The organism is Tenacibaculum singaporense, from assembly GCF_003867015.1.
GTDB lineage: Bacteria > Bacteroidota > Bacteroidia > Flavobacteriales > Flavobacteriaceae > Polaribacter > Polaribacter singaporensis.
Window position 1 is genome coordinate 2,558,502 of record NZ_CP032548.1, and the last position, 15,400, is coordinate 2,573,901.

The following is a 15,400-nucleotide window of genomic DNA, read 5'->3' on the forward strand; positions in this document are numbered from 1 at the left end:
AAAATATGTAATTCCCTTACTCTTATTACGGTTTTTAATCAAGTTCCTTAACCTCTATGATATAAATTTGTTTTACAATAAAAATTTACACTTATGTTAAGAAATATTTTAAAAGTAGGAACTGTTTTAAAGAAAGAAGAGCAAAAATCAGTAAAAGGAGGAAATAACATGAAAGAATGTTCTTTAGGAGATCGTTGTTCTAGTGGATCTCAATTTCCTTCAGACTGCCTTCCAGCTGTTGACTTTTGTTGCGTTAATGGTTTTTATGAAATATGTAGTTAATAGAAACGACTATTAATTTATATAAAGTTTCAAAAAGCAATATCATAAGAACATATAAAAGTTCGTAAGCCTCACCAATATTTTGGTGAGGTTTGTTTTTAAAAAACTACGTAATTTCCTTACTTATATTACGCTTTTTTTAAAACCTAGTAAAAAGCAATTACATAAATTTATAGAAACTTTAAAATTTATGATTATGATTAAAAACATTTCAAACATGGGTTCAGTATTAGATGTATCTGAGCAAAAATCTATTAATGGAGGATCTGGTATCTGCCCTAGTCAAGGTGTAGCCTGTGATGAAAATTACCCTCCTCTTATAAACTGTATTACTGATGTTCCGTATTGCTGTGTTGATGGCTATTTTGAAGAATGTTACTAAATCCCTGAAGTATAAATACTTATAAACCTCACCAATAAATGGTGAGGTTTTTTTATACAATATTAAAAACACCAGATAATTTACTGATTAGCAACAAAAACCAACATAAACTCAATAAAAATGTTATTTTATTAGTTTTACGGCATAATAATTGTAGTTAAGAAAACTTTAACACAATTCGCTATACTATGAAAAACTATCTACAAAACAGTTTTGCATTGAGGGGACAATTGTTATAGAAAAAGAAAAAACTCGAAGCTGCTAACTTCGAGTTTTATTTTATAAAATATTATATAATAAATTTATCTGATTAACTTTTTATATTTAATTCGCTTAGGCATTAAATCCCCTCCTAAACGTTTCTTTTTATTCTCTTCATAATCAGAGAAAGAACCTTCAAAGAAATACACTTGACTATCTCCTTCAAAAGCTAAAATGTGTGTACAAATACGATCTAAGAACCAACGGTCGTGACTAATTACTACAGCACATCCTGCAAAATTTTCTAAACCTTCTTCTAAAGCTCGTAAGGTATTTACATCTAAATCGTTTGTTGGCTCATCTAATAACAATACGTTACCTTCTTCCTTTAACGTCATTGCTAAATGCAAACGGTTACGCTCCCCTCCTGATAAGGTTGCTACCTTTTTGTTTTGCTCACTTCCCGAGAAGTTAAAACGACTTAAATAAGCTCTTGAATTTACTTGCTTACCTCCCATCATCACTAAATCTTGACCTTCAGAGAAGTTCTCCCAAATAGACTTTTCAGGATCTATATTTGAATGTGACTGATCTACATAAGCAATTTTAGCAGTTTCTCCTACTTTAAAACTTCCAGCATCTGGAGTTTCTTCCCCCATTATCATTCTAAAAATAGTGGTTTTACCTGCACCATTCGGACCAATAATTCCTACAATTCCGGCTTGTGGTAGGTTGAATTCTAAATTTTCATATAATAATTTATCTCCATAAGCTTTAGAAACTCCCGTAGCTTCAATTACGTTCGTTCCTAAACGAGGACCATTAGGAATGTATATTTCTAATTTTTCTTCCGTTTGCTTTTGGTCTTGGCTCATTAACTTTTCGTAGTTCTTCAAACGTGCTTTTTGCTTTGTTTGACGACCTTTTGCTCCTTGACGTACCCATTCTAACTCTCGTTCTAAAGTTTTTTGACGCTTAGAAGCCGTTTTACTTTCTTGAGCTAAACGTTTAGATTTTTGGTCTAACCAAGATGAATAGTTTCCTTTCCATGGAATACCTTCACCTCTATCCAATTCTAAAATCCAACCTGCAACGTTATCTAAGAAATAACGGTCATGCGTTACTGCGATTACCGTTCCTTTATATTGTGCTAAATGGTGCTCTAACCAATGTACAGATTCTGCATCTAAGTGGTTGGTAGGCTCATCTAATAATAAAATTTCTGGTTCTTGTAATAATAAACGACATAAGGCAACACGACGACGCTCTCCTCCTGATAATACTCCTATTTTCTTATCTCCTTCTGGCGTACGTAACGCATCCATAGCTATTTCTAGCTTGGTATCAAGTTCCCATGCGTTAGAAGCATCAATTTTATCTTGCAACTCAGCTTGACGATCCATCAATTTTTGCATCTTGTCTGCATCAGAATACACTTCTTCTAAGCCAAACATATCGTTTATTTTGTTGTACTCATCTAAAATAGCAACTGTTTCCGCTACTCCTTCTTTAACAACTTCTAAAACGGTTTTACCTTCGTCTAACTGAGGTTCTTGTTCTAAATACCCTACTTTATAACCTGGAGAGAACGTAACATCTCCTTGGTAGTTTTTTTCTACTCCTGCTATAATTTTTAATAAGGTAGATTTACCTGAACCGTTTAAACCTAAAATACCAATTTTAGCTCCATAAAAGAAACTTAAATAGATATCTTTAAGAACTTGTTTCCCTGTACTTTGATAGGTCTTAGAGACCTTATTCATTGAAAAAATGACTTTTTTATCGTCGCTCATTTCTCTATATTTTCTTTAATTAAACTCTTCCTTTTAGGGCATTAAACACCCATGCATTTGCAAAAAAACCTAAACCAACAGCTCCAAATCCATACCCTGCTATTTCATCATATTTAAATACTGCTAATCCAATAAGTAAAATCCCCATTAATACCATTATAAGCGTTGCCCAACCTAGGACAGTGTTTTTGTTCATTGCCATAATTTACTTTTTTCAATAAAATGTGAGCTACAAATATCGGTAATTATTTAGACTTATTCACTGTAGTTTTGTGCATAAAAAAAGTCTTGCCAATGCAAGACTTTTTAGTGATTTTAAATTTATATACATACTAGAGTTCAGCAGCTAACCTACTTCCTTGGTTTATGGCTCTCTTTGCATCTAATTCTGCCGCAACATCAGCACCTCCAATTACATGTACTTTCATTCCTTTAGCTTCTAACGGCTCTAACAATTCTTTAAATGGAACTTGACCTGCACAAATAATTACATTATCAACTGGTAACACTTTTTGTTCTTCATTTTGAACATAATGCAACCCTTCATCATCTATTTTTGTGTATTGTACTTCATTTATGAATTGTACTTTTTTTCTTTTTAATACTGAACGATGAATCCACCCGGTAGTTTTACCTAATTTTCCTCCAAACTTTCCGGAACTACGTTTGAACATAAATATTTCTCTAGGTGAAGGATGAATTTTTGGAGCAACTCCTTCTATTCCAGCACGTGCTCCCAAAGTTTTATCTATTCCCCACTCTTCTAACCAAGCATCTACATTTAAAGAAGTACTTTCTCCTTCGTGAGCTAAATATTCTGAAACGTCAAAACCAATTCCTCCCGCTCCAATAACCGCAACACGATTACCTACAGGTTTCTTTAATTTTACAACATCTATGTAACTCAATACTTTTTCATGTTCGATTCCTTCAATTCTAGGAGTTCTAGGCGTAATTCCTGTCGCTAAAATAACCTCATCAAAATTACCATTGTATAAATCTTCTGCGGTAACTCTTGTGTTTAACTTTACATTTACCTTGTGCAATTCTAATTGCTTATTAAAGTAACGAATGGTTTCATAAAACTCTTCTTTTCCTGGAATCTGTTTTGCAATATTGAATTGCCCTCCTGTTTCTTTATCTGCATCAAATAAGGTTACATCGTGCCCTCTTTGTGCTGCTACAGTTGAAGCTGCTAAACCAGCTGGTCCGGCTCCTACAACAGCTATTTTCTTCTTTTTTGAAGTTGGATTGTAGTTAAGCTCTGTTTCGTGACATGCTCTTGGGTTTACCAAGCAACTTGCCACTTTCTTCTGAAATGCATGATCTAAACAAGCTTGGTTACAAGCTATACAAGTGTTTATTTCATCTACTCTTTCTTCTTTCGCTTTGTTTACCCATTCTGGATCCGCTAAAAATGGACGTGCCATTGAAATCATATCTGCATGCCCTTCTGCCAAAACTTTTTCAGCAGTATCTGGCATATTTATTCGGTTAGAAGTAACTAATGGAATAGATAATTCTTCTTTCATTTTTTGGGTTACCCAAGTAAAAGCAGCTCTAGGTACTGAGGTTGCAATAGTAGGAATTCGTGCTTCATGCCAACCAATACCTGTATTGATAATAGTAGCTCCAGCTTTTTCTATTTCTTTTCCTAACTGTACTACTTCTTCCCAAGAACTTCCTTGTTCTACCAAATCTAGCATCGATAAACGATAGATAATAATAAAGCTCTCTCCAACAGCTTCTCTAATTTTACGAACTAATTCTACTGCTAAACGAATTCTATTTTCATACTTCCCTCCATAATCATCGGTTCTTTTATTAGTTCTCGTTACTATAAACTGATTGATTAAATATCCTTCAGACCCCATAATTTCTACTCCATCATATCCTGCTTCTTGTGATAATTTAGCACAGTTTACAAAGTCTTTTACCGTTCTTCTTATTCCTGATTGCTTTAGGGCAAATGGTTTGAAAGGTGTTATTGGTGATTTGATTTTTGAAGGCGCTACGTTAAATGGATGATATCCATAGCGCCCTGAATGTAAAATTTGCATACATATTTTACCTCCTTCTTTATGAACAGCTTCTGTAATTACTTTGTGTTCACGGGCATGTTTTTTTGTGCTCATACGAGCAGAAAAAGGCGCTGTCCATCCTTGAATATTAGGAGCAATTCCTCCTGTAACAATCAAACCTACTCCTCCACGCGCACGTTCTGCATAATAAGCAGCGATTCGCTCTATTCCATTTTTTTCTTCTTCTAAACCAGTATGCATAGACCCCATTAACACTCGGTTTTTTAAAGTAGTAAAACCTAAATCTAATGGCTCAAAAATATGTTTGTATTTCATTGTTGTATTTTTATAAAATATTATGCGCGCATAACAAATTGCAAGATACATATTTTTACAATATGTTTTTCATATAAAAAAAGATCTCATACTTTATGTATAAGATCTTTTAAATTATTTAGTTACTAAACTATTTAAATATGTTATAATAATTCTAACTTTAATTTTATAAGTGAATTAACTCTTTTTATATATTCTATTCCTTCAAATAAAACTCGAAGTCATTCTCTTTGTGTTATGTATTTATCGCACTATTTTTAATTTTTGAATCATTTCTGAAGAAAGTGAGTCTGCATAAACCCCATAAGCATCAACTAAAACTCCTTTAACACCAGTTTTTGTCTGAATTGCATAGACGACAGAGTTATCTCCAGTACTGCTCATTCCTTCAAAACGATGTACCTCTACTACTTCAAAGAAATCTGGTGAGAAAAATTCCTTAGTATTTTTACTCTCTATTTCATTTTCTTTTAAGTTAAAATCAAGAGTAAATCCTCTTTTATGTAAATCTTTTAATGCTTCTGAAAGTGTATCATATGTATACATAATTTCTGTAGTTTCACTTTCTTAAAAGATACAATATTTAAACTAGATTTCCTATTTATTTGTCTATAAACACAAAATCTACTGTCTAATTTTATCGAGTAAATCACTAAGTTGCGTAGCTTCTTCTTCTGTTAAGTTTTCAATAAAATCTAAATGCAACTTATCGTCTATTGCTCTTAATAACTTTTTTCCTTGTTGCGTAATACTTATATAAACTACTCTTCTATCATGCTTACATCTTTCACGATCTATTAAATTCTTCTCACATAATTTATCCATTAACCTAGTAGCATTTGGAGCTCGTTCAATCATTCTATCTTTTATTGTTTGAACTTTTATCGCTTCTTTTGCTCCTCTTAAAATACGAAGAATATTAAATTGTTGAGATGAAATACTGTACTGCTTAAAAAACTCATTTTCTTGACTGTTTATCCAATTAGCAGTGTATTTAATATTGATAAACGCTTTAATTTTATTATTTGGAAACTTTGAATTGATGTCTTTTGAAATATCTCCCATTGTTTTGGTTATTAGCTGTTAGCTATTAGCCTTTTTTATTAAAATAAGATTACCCTTTTAACTTTAAGTCTTGCATTAATTTGTTGAAAGTATCTGATGATGGTGTCAAATACACTTCATCATCAACAAATAGTGTTGGATATTTAACTTGACCTTCATACAATTCTTTAGTGTGTTCTTTTGCTTCATCATCAACAGAAACATCTTTGTATTCAAATGGTACTTCTGCAGATTTTAGAAAGTTTTTATATGCAACTGTATGTGCATGTCCTTTTCTGCCGTATAAAACTATCTTCATTTTTAACCTCCTTATTTTGAGTACAAAAATACAAAATACACATTTATATACCAAGGAATATAAACTCTTTACAAATACTGAAAAGGAACTTTATTTAAGCTAAAACGTCTGAGTATTCAGGCTTTTTATCAAAAACTGATTTAGCAAATGGGCATAATGGAAGTATTTTGATATTTTTACTTCTAGCAAACTCTACTGAGGCTGCTACCAACCTATATCCTGCTCCTTTTCCTCTTAAAGCATCACCAACTTCAGTATGATCTATAATTAATTTATCCTTACCTGCCCAAGTATACGTCATTAAAGCAGCTCTATTCCCTTCAACTTCAATATAGAACTCCCCTTTTTTATCATTGTCTTCTTGCTGTACTTTCATAATTACCCTTTAAACTCAACTTTTACATGTGTACCATCACAATATGGCTTGTTATGAGAAGCCCCACACCTGCAAAAAGCAGTTGTTTTATTTTTCTTTTCTGTTGTACCATCCGGATTAGTTACATGCAGAGTTCCGTAAATTAATAAAGGACCATCTTCTAATGCTTCTACCTTAGTTTCTGTATGAGCTGCTGCTTGACTCCCTTCTCTTTTTGAAATGTATGATAAAGCTCCTGATGGGCATTCCTCTACTTGCTTTTTAATTCTTTCTGTAGTAGCTCCATCCATGTTAATCCAAGGTCTATTTTGTGGATTAAAAACCTGTATCAAACCTTTCCAACATTTTTTTGAATGGATACACTTGTTTGGCTTCCAAACTACAGTAATATCTTCATTACTATATTTTTTTACAATTTCCTTTGCTTCTGACATAATATTAAGTTTTATGTTTATACTGCTTTTTGGAAAGTTGTAACTGCTTCTTTTATTTTTTCATTAAACTCCTCATTTACAATCCTTCCGTCATTAAAGTTATCATAAAATTTCGGTAAAGAAAAATCTGCTATAACATTTGCTCCCATATGGGGAAAACCATTTTTAGCTATTGCCATTGACGACGCTCCTCCTCTACCTCCAGGAGAGGTTGATAATAATAGCATTGGTTTATTATGCCATACTTTTTGTTCTATACGCGACATCCAGTCTATAATATTCTTAAAAGCTACCGTAAAATTACCATTATGTTCTGCTAACGATACAGCTATTCCATCTGCTTCTTTAATTTTTTCTAGAAATATTACTGCATTTTCTGGTATGCCCTCTTCCATTTCTTTATCAACTCCATAAATAGGCAATGGATAATCGTTTAAATCCAACACCGAAACTTCTGTTTCTTCTAATAAACCAGAAGCATATATTACTAATTGTTTATTTATTGATTTTTTACTATTACTACCCGCGAAAGCGATTATTTTTTTCATCTATGTTGTTATTTTTGAATCAATTTCTGTTTCACCTTTCACCATTTTAGCTACTGGACATTTACCTGCTATTTCTAATAACTTGGTACGTTGTTCATCTGTAACTTCTTTTTCGAATGAAATTTCTTCTACTAATGATTTTTTTATTCCTTCTGGAGTTAATTGTTCTTTTTGGCTGACATTTACTGTAACTTTTCCTAAGTCCCATCCTTTCCTCTCTGCATACATTCTCAAAGTAATTGACACACACCCACCAATTGCAGTTAGTAAATATTCTACTGGAGTTGGTCCGTTATCGTCTCCTCCTTTATCTAAAGGCTCATCAGTAACAGCAAAATGATTTCTCATTTTTGCTTCTGCTAAGTAATTTCGGTCAGTTAAAGTAACTGTTGCTATTGGATTATTGCTCATTATATTTTTTTACTATAAATATACGAAACTATTAATAGTACCATTGCCATTACAGCTCCTGTTTGTTCTCCATCACCAATCATAAAATGAGCAAAAAAAGCTAGAATAAATGCAAAGAAAAAACCTGCATACGCCCATTCATTTAAAAACTTTCCTCTAAAAAACCATAACGCTACTAAACCTAATAGCTTAGCTACTGCATACGGGTAAATAATGTATGTTGGATACCCAAAGGCAGTAAACATTTTTGCCACTTCTGCATGATTAAAAAAATACATTCCAGCTGAAAAAAACATTAATAATGTTAATAACCCTGTAGCTACATAAAAAATAATTTTATCTCTTTTCATTTTGTTTGTTGTTAAAATTCATTTACAAATATATAAAAATATTTTATTACTTTCCATGGCAAATATCACCTAGATATTTATTAAAATTAATATGTAAGTGCTTCAAATCAAAAAAACATATATATTTGTATTTATATAAGTACTTATATTTGTTAAAAATGGACGCACTTAAAGGATTAGGAGAAATTGGATTAGGTTCTAGATTAAAAAGGACTAGCGAATACATGATGCGCGAAACACAATTGGTGTACGATGAGTTTAATATTGATTTTGACCCTTACCTATTTCCTACTTTTAAAATTATAAAAAACAAAGATGGTGTTACTAATACTGAGATTACCAACAGTTTAAAAACATCGCAGCCTGCTACTACTCAAGCTATTAATAAGCTTCATAAAAAAGGACTCATCTCCCTTAAAGAAGACAAATTGGATAAGCGAAAAAAAGTTGTTTTTGTTTCTAACAAAGGAAAGCAACTCATAGAAAATGTAACTCCTATATGGAATAGCATTGAACACATTATTAAAGAATACACTAATATAAAGTCTGAATCACTAACTGAACTTATAAATGAATTAGAGGCTAAGTTTAATGAAAAGTCTTTCAGCAAAGCTATTATAGAACACATAAAAATGAATACAACACAAAATACTATAGCAATTACCACGTTTAAGGAAGAATACAGCTCATCTTTTTATAACCTGAATATTGAATGGTTACAAACATTTTTCTACGTAGAACCTTATGATGAGGAAGTTTTAAGCAATCCTCACAAATATATTATTGACAAAGGAGGACATATTTTCTTTGCTAAATTAAATAATGAAGTTGTAGGTACTGTTGCTTTAATGCCTATGAGCGAACCTAATGTTTATGAATTAACAAAAATGGCTGTTTCACCAAAACACAGGGGTTACAAAATAGGACAACAACTCATGCAACATTGTATTGATTTTGCAAAAGATAGACAGTTTGATAAATTGGTTTTATACTCAAACACGAAACTTGAAAACGCTATTTACATTTATAGAAAATTTGGCTTTTTAGAAATCCCTGTTGAGAAAGGTTGTCCTTATGAACGTTGCAATATTAAAATGGAATTAAAAACAAAGTCTTGATTATTTAAGATATGAATACAACTCAAACAATTAACATCTTACAGGAAGCTGAAAAACTGAAAAATTACTTTTCTCCTAAAATAATTTCTGAAGTTAACAATGAATATGTTAAGCTCGCCAAAATTAAAGGGGAAGATATTCCGTGGCATAATCACGAAAATGAAGATGAGCTTTTTTATATTATCGATGGAAGTCTTTTAATGGAAATAGAAAATCAACCTAGTTTTACGATGAAAACAGGGGATCTATACGTAGTTCCTAAAGGTATCAATCACAGAGTTAGTTCTTCGGAAGATTGTTTAATTATGCTTATTGAAACAAAATCTACCAAACATACTGGTGATGTAATAACTCCTATTACGAAATCTATTGATAATCAAAAATATTAAAGCATCAACATAAAAAACATATATTAATCTTTTATTACAACAATTAAAAAGGCAGTTGCTTATAGACAACTGCCTTTCCTTAAAAAAGCATTACTTATTCCAATAAACCGAAGCTTGTCCGTATTGAAAATGAATAGGCACATGCGAAGGATCGTTTTGGAACATATATAATTCATGAGGCAGTTTTTCAAATAGCATAATAATATCTGAACCTCCAAATCTAAATTTACCAAACTCTTGACCTTTGACTACTGTTTGTCCTTGCAATTCTGTGTACATATCTACACCTGAAACCTGACACATTCCTATTGGTAGTATAGCAACCTTTCCTACTTCAGTACCTGCATCCATAATTACTAATCCTCTAGCTTGCGAAAACTCATATCCATTTTCTCCTCCATCTGGTGCATCAAACTGTCCATCTGATGCTGTTTCAACATTTAAATACACTTTTCCTTGTACTGGAAGAATCTCTAAAATTTTTCCACTAACTGGTGTATGAAAACGATGATAATCAAAAGGACTTAAAAAATAATGAATAAATGTACCTCCATAAAAATTTTCTCCATACTTACTATATTGCAATAGTTCATCTACACTACCAATAGTATGTGTTCCTTTTAGCGTAATTTTATCTACATTCCCTTTTTTATCAATTGGATAATATGCTTTAAAAGTACAATCTGCAGGAGAAACAATAATAGTATTATCATCTGGAGCTGCTATAGGACGTAAAGGAGAAATTCCCGTTTTAGGATCTGCATTATTAAATTCTCTATAAAAAAATTGATTAAACGTTTTCCATTTACTTTCATTTTTTGAATATAAAGGGAAATTATAAACACTTTCTCCTTGAGCATTTTTATCATCTTTAAACGATTGCAACGTTTCCTTTGTTAAAGAAGCTTCTGTATCTAAGAAAGTTCCCCAAGCATTTGCAAAACTCACTAACCAATCAGCAAACTCAGGATAACTTTGCATCGTATTTCCTTCTGAATCTGCTTGGTCAATCAACCAATAGGATTGACAAAGTAAATCGTATACTTTTTGATTATATCCATTTTTAGTTCCATCACTTGTCCAAGCATTAGGATATTCTGGGTCCCTGCTTTCATTTGGAATCATTTGCACATAAAGATCTAAGTAATCATAATATGCAGCTACAGTTTCTGGCCATCCTTTTCCTTTAAATTCTTTATCAATTGCTTTGTAAAGATCTTTATTTAAAGGTGGTATAGTTTTATCAGGACTTCCATTTTTTGATAATTCAACCGCTTTTTTTAATGACTCTCCAAGACTTTTTGCCATTGCTGGATTACCGTCTAAAATACTTTTCAGTTGTTCAACAACTGCTTCATGAGTTTCAATAGTTGTTGTTTCCATAATTAGTTTAGTTTTTAAATAATTCCTACTCTTTTATTAGAGGCTTTTCGGATACCACCCATGCAAATAAAAATTGATTATTAGGTTATTAAATACCTTGTCACAAATATTTGACATCCCTAAAATTCTGATAAAACAACTATCATTGGCCATGTTATCAGGTTACTCTAATTTAAAAAATCAATCTGTTAACCTTATACAAAAAACCATAAGTAATTGATTTTTAAACACAAAAGCAGCAATTCTAGTAATAAAAACAGATCAATTGTACTTTATAATAGCATCAAAAACAATGTATGTAGTATTTGAAATTAATTATTTCTATAAAAAAACTCCACTTGTACAAGTGGAGTTCAACTTCAAAATAAAATTTATAACTGCTAATTATAAATTTATAATATGTAAGCTCGGAAGTAAAATTCCCGCTATGTAAACAAACAATTGAAACAAACCAAACATAAACGGGAAGTTTACAAACAACTAAGATTTTTATACTGCTACGGCACTTTCTTCTTCTAGTCTTTTGTCTTTTGCTCCTGCTTCAAACTGATTAGACGTATTCTTTTCTCCACCGGCTTTTAACGCTTTATCTCCTGCGAAAAATGTTTTGTGATCGTCTCCTAAATCAGAACCTGCCATTCGTTGGTGCTTTACACACGATACTCCTTTTCTAATTTCTTGTCGTTGCACTCCTCTTACATACGCTAACATTCCATCTTCTCCGAAGTAACCTTCTGTTAAATCATTCATATGTAGCGCTGTTGTATGGTATGTTGGTAAGGTAATTAAATGATGAAAAATACCTGCTTCCCTTGCACCATCAAGCTGGAAAGTACGAATTTTCTCATCTGCTCTATAGCATAATTCTGTACCATCATAAGCTGCATTCATTAAATTATTTCTATCATATCCTGTCATATTTTCTCCTTCTGCAACCATTTCATCATACACTTGATTACGGAAGTTTAATGTCCAATTAAACGATGGCGAGTTGTTGTACACCAATTTCGCATTTGGCACTACAGCTCTTACCCTATTTACCATATTGGCTATTTGGCCAACGTGTGGTGTTGGTGTTTCAATCCATAACAAATCGGCACCATTTTGCAAACTAGTTATACAATCTAGTACTACTCTATCAATATTCGTTCCTTCTCTAAACTTATACAAACCATTCGCCAAACGTACAGGGCGCACTAATTTTCCATCACGTTTTAACAGTACATCATCTTCTTTTGCTTCATCAATTGTAATTTCTTGAGCTTCTACAAATGCTAAATATTGAGAGGCTAAATCTCCTGGCTCTTGACTTACTGGTAATTTTTGAGTTAACCCAGCTCCTTCCGAATCGGTTCTTGCTACAATAACCCCATCCTCTACTCCTAATTCTAAAAAGGCGTATCGAATTGCATTTAATTTTGCTATAAAATCTTCGTGTGGTACAGTTACTTTTCCATCTTGATGCCCGCATTGTTTAGCATCTGAAACTTGATTTTCTATCTGGATAGCACAAGCACCAGCTTGAATCATTTTTTTAGCTAACAAATACGTAGCTTCTTCATTTCCAAAACCTGCATCAATATCAGCAATAATTGGAACTATATGTGTTTCGAAATTATCAATTTCACTCTGTACATCTTCTCCGTTTTCTAATCTTCTAAATAAATCGTTTAATTCAATAGCATCTGCTTGACGTAGAAAATCATAAATCTCCTCAATTAACGCAGGAATTGCTGTTTTTTCATGCATCGATTGATCTGGTAATGGACCAAACTCTGAACGCAATGCAGCTACCATCCATCCTGAAAGATATAAATATCGTTTACTCGTTGTTTTGTGATGCTTTTTAACTGCAATCATTTTTTGTTGTGCTACGAATCCGTGCCAGCACCCCAATGATTGTGTATAATTAGACGAATCAGCATCGTAAGCTTCCATATCTTCTCGCATGATTGTAGCGGTGTATCTAGCGATATCTAAACCTGTTTTAAAACGGTTTTGCGCTACCATTCTAGCGGCATTTTCAGGAGAAACTGAGTTCCAAGTTGCTCCAAACTTTTTCTTTAATTCTTTTACTGTTTGTAAAGCAGAACTATAATTAGCGTGTGCTAAATTTTTCATAATTTTGTGATTGATAAGGTTATTAATTTTTAATTGATAGCTTGCCCTCTTAAATGTTGCCGCATTTTTGAGGGCTTTTTTTCTCGATAATCGAGATTTAAATTACTTTTCTCTACAAATATCTTCTAAGCTTACACCTAAATGGCTTATTCTATAAATATTTATATGCTGGTAAGGTTAAAAACTCAACAAATTCTTTGTTTAAAATTAACTCATCAAATAATTGAATAGCTAATTCAAACTTTCCGTTATTGTATCTGTCTTCACCTACGTAGCTTTTTATTTTTTTTAATTCTTCTTTTTTACATTGCTCATACATTCCTTCTGTAAATGTTCTACCATCTTCAAGCATTACACTTTTATGCAACCATTGCCATACTTGTGTTCGTGATATTTCAGCTGTTGCTGCATCTTCCATTAAATTATACAAGGCAGCTGCTCCGTGTCCCATTAACCACGACTCTACATAAAGAATACCAACATTGATATTTTCTCGTATTCCTTGCTCGGTAATAGTACCTTCAGGTAATTCAACTAAATCTTTTTCTGTAATTGTTAGATCTTCTAGCTTTTTATCTATCTGATTCGCATTGGGCATTGTTGTATTAAAAACATCCATTGCAATTGCTACTAAACCAGGATGCGCAACCCAAGTTCCGTCATGACCATTCCTAACTTCTTGCTCCTTATCTTTCTTAACCTTAGCAAAAGCTTCTTTATTCAACTCTTCATTATTCTTCACAGGAATTTGTGCTGCCATTCCTCCCATAGCATGTACACCTCGTTTGTGGCACGACTGAATAACTCGTAACGAATACGCCTTCATAAATGGGCTACTCATGGTTACTTGTGAACGGTTTGGCACAATAAAACCAGAATGATTTCTGAACTTTTTAATGTATGAAAAAATATAGTCCCAACGACCACAATTTAAGCCAGCCATATGATCTTTTAACTCATAAATAATTTCATCTAACTGAAAACTTGCTGTAATTGTCTCAATTAGCACTGTTGCTTTAATTGTCTTTTGTGGCACACCCATATACTCTTGTGCAAATACAAAAACATCATTCCACCAACGTGCTTCTTTGTAATGTTCTAGTTTAGGTAAATAAAAATAGGTTGCACTTCCCTGCTCTTGCAAGGTTTTGATATTATGAAAAAAGTACAAACCAAAATCTACCAAAGAACCTGACATTTCTACACCATCAATCAACAAATGTTTTTCATTTAAATGCAATCCTCTTGGTCTTACTAACAAGGTAGCTACTTTCTCATTTAACTCGTAGCTTTTATCTTTTGCAGCGTTGTAAAATGAAATTGTTTTATTTACTGCGTCTCGTAAGTTTACCTGACCATCTAAAATATTTTGAATAGTTGGTGAATTACTATCTTCAAAATCTGCCATAAATGTTTTTGCTCCAGAATTTAAAGCATTGATAATCATTTTACGTTCTACTGGTCCTGTAATTTCTACTCTTCTATCTAACAAATCTTCAGGTAACGGAGCACATACCCAATCACTCTCTCTTATCTCTTTCGTTTCTAAAGGAAAAGAAGGATAGTTTCCTGCATCAAAATAAGCTTGTTCGATTTCTCTTTCAGCTAATAATTGAAGCCTTTGAGGATTAAATTTTTCTTGAAGTTGAATTAAAAATGCTTTGGCTTCATTGGTCAAAACACTTTTATACTCGGTTTGATCAAAACCTACACATTGAATTTCTTTTGCTAAAACATCTTGATTCATATCTATTTATTTTTTACTTATTGATTGACAGTTCAATATTAAAGAAAAGAACCCAAACAAAAAAGCGAACGTTCGCTAAAAACATAAAATTTACAAATTTTTATTAATTCGCTAATTTTTATACCTTTGAATTACGAATCTTTTA

General features: G+C 32.3%; 18 protein-coding genes. 4 read left to right on the plus strand and 14 right to left on the minus strand.

The annotated features are described in order from the left end of the window. Positions 1 to 93 precede the first annotated feature (93 nt). Positions 94 to 282, plus strand: a complete 189-nt coding sequence (locus tag D6T69_RS11280) for a hypothetical protein (RefSeq protein WP_125067831.1) — start codon at positions 94 to 96, stop codon at positions 280 to 282. A 196-nt stretch (positions 283 to 478) separates the two neighbouring features. Then, positions 479 to 664 carry a hypothetical protein gene (locus tag D6T69_RS11285; protein ID WP_125067832.1) on the plus strand — a complete coding sequence of 62 codons (186 nt, stop codon included), beginning with the start codon at positions 479 to 481 and terminating at the stop codon, positions 662 to 664. Positions 665 to 966: 302 nt separating this feature from the next. On the opposite strand, the gene ettA is transcribed toward D6T69_RS11285, so the two are convergent. From ettA to D6T69_RS11340, 11 genes are all read right to left on the minus strand, one after another. Next, positions 967 to 2,658, minus strand: a complete 1,692-nt coding sequence (gene ettA, locus D6T69_RS11290) for an energy-dependent translational throttle protein EttA (protein WP_125067833.1) — start codon at positions 2,656 to 2,658, stop codon at positions 967 to 969. 19 nt (positions 2,659 to 2,677) lie between these two features. Then, positions 2,678 to 2,854, minus strand: coding sequence for a CAL67264 family membrane protein (locus D6T69_RS11295; RefSeq protein ID WP_231128403.1), 177 nt, complete (start codon positions 2,852 to 2,854; stop codon positions 2,678 to 2,680). A gap of 136 nt (positions 2,855 to 2,990) precedes the next feature. Then, positions 2,991 to 5,015, minus strand: coding sequence for an oxidoreductase (locus tag D6T69_RS11300; RefSeq protein ID WP_125067835.1), 2,025 nt, complete (start codon positions 5,013 to 5,015; stop codon positions 2,991 to 2,993). A gap of 243 nt (positions 5,016 to 5,258) precedes the next feature. Next, positions 5,259 to 5,561 carry a phosphoribosylpyrophosphate synthetase gene (locus tag D6T69_RS11305; protein ID WP_125067836.1) on the minus strand — a complete coding sequence of 101 codons (303 nt, stop codon included), beginning with the start codon at positions 5,559 to 5,561 and terminating at the stop codon, positions 5,259 to 5,261. A gap of 78 nt (positions 5,562 to 5,639) precedes the next feature. Then, a complete protein-coding gene (locus D6T69_RS11310; RefSeq protein WP_125067837.1) occupies positions 5,640 to 6,080 on the minus strand; it encodes a MarR family winged helix-turn-helix transcriptional regulator in 441 nt (146 codons plus the stop codon). 49 nt (positions 6,081 to 6,129) lie between these two features. After that, positions 6,130 to 6,378, minus strand: a complete 249-nt coding sequence (locus tag D6T69_RS11315; RefSeq protein WP_047789098.1) for a glutaredoxin family protein — start codon at positions 6,376 to 6,378, stop codon at positions 6,130 to 6,132. 94 nt (positions 6,379 to 6,472) lie between these two features. Further along, positions 6,473 to 6,754, minus strand: a complete 282-nt coding sequence (locus D6T69_RS11320) for a GNAT family N-acetyltransferase (protein WP_125067838.1) — start codon at positions 6,752 to 6,754, stop codon at positions 6,473 to 6,475. Between the two features lie 2 nt (positions 6,755 to 6,756). After that, positions 6,757 to 7,188: a (4Fe-4S)-binding protein gene (locus D6T69_RS11325; RefSeq protein ID WP_125067839.1), complete on the minus strand. Its 432-nt coding sequence runs from the start codon at positions 7,186 to 7,188 to the stop codon at positions 6,757 to 6,759. Positions 7,189 to 7,205: 17 nt separating this feature from the next. Next, positions 7,206 to 7,736: an NADPH-dependent FMN reductase gene (locus tag D6T69_RS11330; RefSeq protein WP_125067840.1), complete on the minus strand. Its 531-nt coding sequence runs from the start codon at positions 7,734 to 7,736 to the stop codon at positions 7,206 to 7,208. Continuing rightward, a complete protein-coding gene (locus tag D6T69_RS11335; protein ID WP_125067841.1) occupies positions 7,737 to 8,147 on the minus strand; it encodes an OsmC family protein in 411 nt (136 codons plus the stop codon). Then, entirely contained in the window at positions 8,147 to 8,497 is a 351-nt protein-coding gene (locus D6T69_RS11340) for a DoxX family protein (protein ID WP_125067842.1), read from the minus strand. Before D6T69_RS11340 ends, D6T69_RS11335 begins: the two co-directional genes overlap by 1 nt. Positions 8,498 to 8,655: 158 nt before the next feature. Between D6T69_RS11340 and D6T69_RS16205 the strand changes: the two genes are divergently transcribed. Together D6T69_RS16205 and D6T69_RS11350 are read left to right on the plus strand one after the other, a co-directional pair. After that, on the plus strand, positions 8,656 to 9,615 hold the full coding sequence (locus D6T69_RS16205) for a bifunctional helix-turn-helix transcriptional regulator/GNAT family N-acetyltransferase (protein WP_125067843.1): 960 nt from the start codon (positions 8,656 to 8,658) through the stop codon (positions 9,613 to 9,615). Between the two features lie 11 nt (positions 9,616 to 9,626). Continuing rightward, positions 9,627 to 10,004, plus strand: a complete 378-nt coding sequence (locus tag D6T69_RS11350) for a cupin domain-containing protein (protein ID WP_125067844.1) — start codon at positions 9,627 to 9,629, stop codon at positions 10,002 to 10,004. A 90-nt stretch (positions 10,005 to 10,094) separates the two neighbouring features. Here the strand turns inward: D6T69_RS11350 and D6T69_RS11355 are convergent, their stop codons facing one another. The 3 genes from D6T69_RS11355 to aceB form a co-directional block, all read right to left on the minus strand. After that, positions 10,095 to 11,387 carry a phosphatidylserine decarboxylase gene (locus tag D6T69_RS11355; RefSeq protein ID WP_125067845.1) on the minus strand — a complete coding sequence of 431 codons (1,293 nt, stop codon included), beginning with the start codon at positions 11,385 to 11,387 and terminating at the stop codon, positions 10,095 to 10,097. A gap of 489 nt (positions 11,388 to 11,876) precedes the next feature. Then, positions 11,877 to 13,508, minus strand: a complete 1,632-nt coding sequence (locus tag D6T69_RS11360; RefSeq protein ID WP_125067846.1) for an isocitrate lyase — start codon at positions 13,506 to 13,508, stop codon at positions 11,877 to 11,879. Positions 13,509 to 13,659: 151 nt separating this feature from the next. Further along, positions 13,660 to 15,255 (minus strand): malate synthase A, encoded by a 1,596-nt coding sequence (gene aceB, locus D6T69_RS11365; RefSeq protein WP_125067847.1) that lies wholly within the window; start codon positions 15,253 to 15,255, stop codon positions 13,660 to 13,662. Positions 15,256 to 15,400: the final 145 nt, after the last annotated feature.

What these genes read in the sequence shown, in the direction of transcription:
- D6T69_RS11280 (WP_125067831.1), top strand. Translation starts at nt 94, where the DNA reads ATGTTAAGAAATATTTTAAAAGTAGGAACTGTTTTAAAGAAAGAAGAG.
- D6T69_RS16205 (WP_125067843.1), top strand. Translation starts at nt 8,656, where the DNA reads ATGGACGCACTTAAAGGATTAGGAGAAATTGGATTAGGTTCTAGATTA.
- D6T69_RS11295 (WP_231128403.1), bottom strand. Translation starts at nt 2,854, where the DNA reads ATGAACAAAAACACTGTCCTAGGTTGGGCAACGCTTATAATGGTATTA.
- D6T69_RS11285 (WP_125067832.1), top strand. Translation starts at nt 479, where the DNA reads ATGATTAAAAACATTTCAAACATGGGTTCAGTATTAGATGTATCTGAG.
- D6T69_RS11310 (WP_125067837.1), bottom strand. Translation starts at nt 6,080, where the DNA reads ATGGGAGATATTTCAAAAGACATCAATTCAAAGTTTCCAAATAATAAA.
- D6T69_RS11355 (WP_125067845.1), bottom strand. Translation starts at nt 11,387, where the DNA reads ATGGAAACAACAACTATTGAAACTCATGAAGCAGTTGTTGAACAACTG.
- aceB (WP_125067847.1), bottom strand. Translation starts at nt 15,255, where the DNA reads ATGAATCAAGATGTTTTAGCAAAAGAAATTCAATGTGTAGGTTTTGAT.
- D6T69_RS11305 (WP_125067836.1), bottom strand. Translation starts at nt 5,561, where the DNA reads ATGTATACATATGATACACTTTCAGAAGCATTAAAAGATTTACATAAA.
- D6T69_RS11315 (WP_047789098.1), bottom strand. Translation starts at nt 6,378, where the DNA reads ATGAAGATAGTTTTATACGGCAGAAAAGGACATGCACATACAGTTGCA.
- D6T69_RS11340 (WP_125067842.1), bottom strand. Translation starts at nt 8,497, where the DNA reads ATGAAAAGAGATAAAATTATTTTTTATGTAGCTACAGGGTTATTAACA.
- D6T69_RS11325 (WP_125067839.1), bottom strand. Translation starts at nt 7,188, where the DNA reads ATGTCAGAAGCAAAGGAAATTGTAAAAAAATATAGTAATGAAGATATT.
- D6T69_RS11320 (WP_125067838.1), bottom strand. Translation starts at nt 6,754, where the DNA reads ATGAAAGTACAGCAAGAAGACAATGATAAAAAAGGGGAGTTCTATATT.
- D6T69_RS11300 (WP_125067835.1), bottom strand. Translation starts at nt 5,015, where the DNA reads ATGAAATACAAACATATTTTTGAGCCATTAGATTTAGGTTTTACTACT.
- D6T69_RS11360 (WP_125067846.1), bottom strand. Translation starts at nt 13,508, where the DNA reads ATGAAAAATTTAGCACACGCTAATTATAGTTCTGCTTTACAAACAGTA.
- ettA (WP_125067833.1), bottom strand. Translation starts at nt 2,658, where the DNA reads ATGAGCGACGATAAAAAAGTCATTTTTTCAATGAATAAGGTCTCTAAG.
- D6T69_RS11330 (WP_125067840.1), bottom strand. Translation starts at nt 7,736, where the DNA reads ATGAAAAAAATAATCGCTTTCGCGGGTAGTAATAGTAAAAAATCAATA.
- D6T69_RS11335 (WP_125067841.1), bottom strand. Translation starts at nt 8,147, where the DNA reads ATGAGCAATAATCCAATAGCAACAGTTACTTTAACTGACCGAAATTAC.
- D6T69_RS11350 (WP_125067844.1), top strand. Translation starts at nt 9,627, where the DNA reads ATGAATACAACTCAAACAATTAACATCTTACAGGAAGCTGAAAAACTG.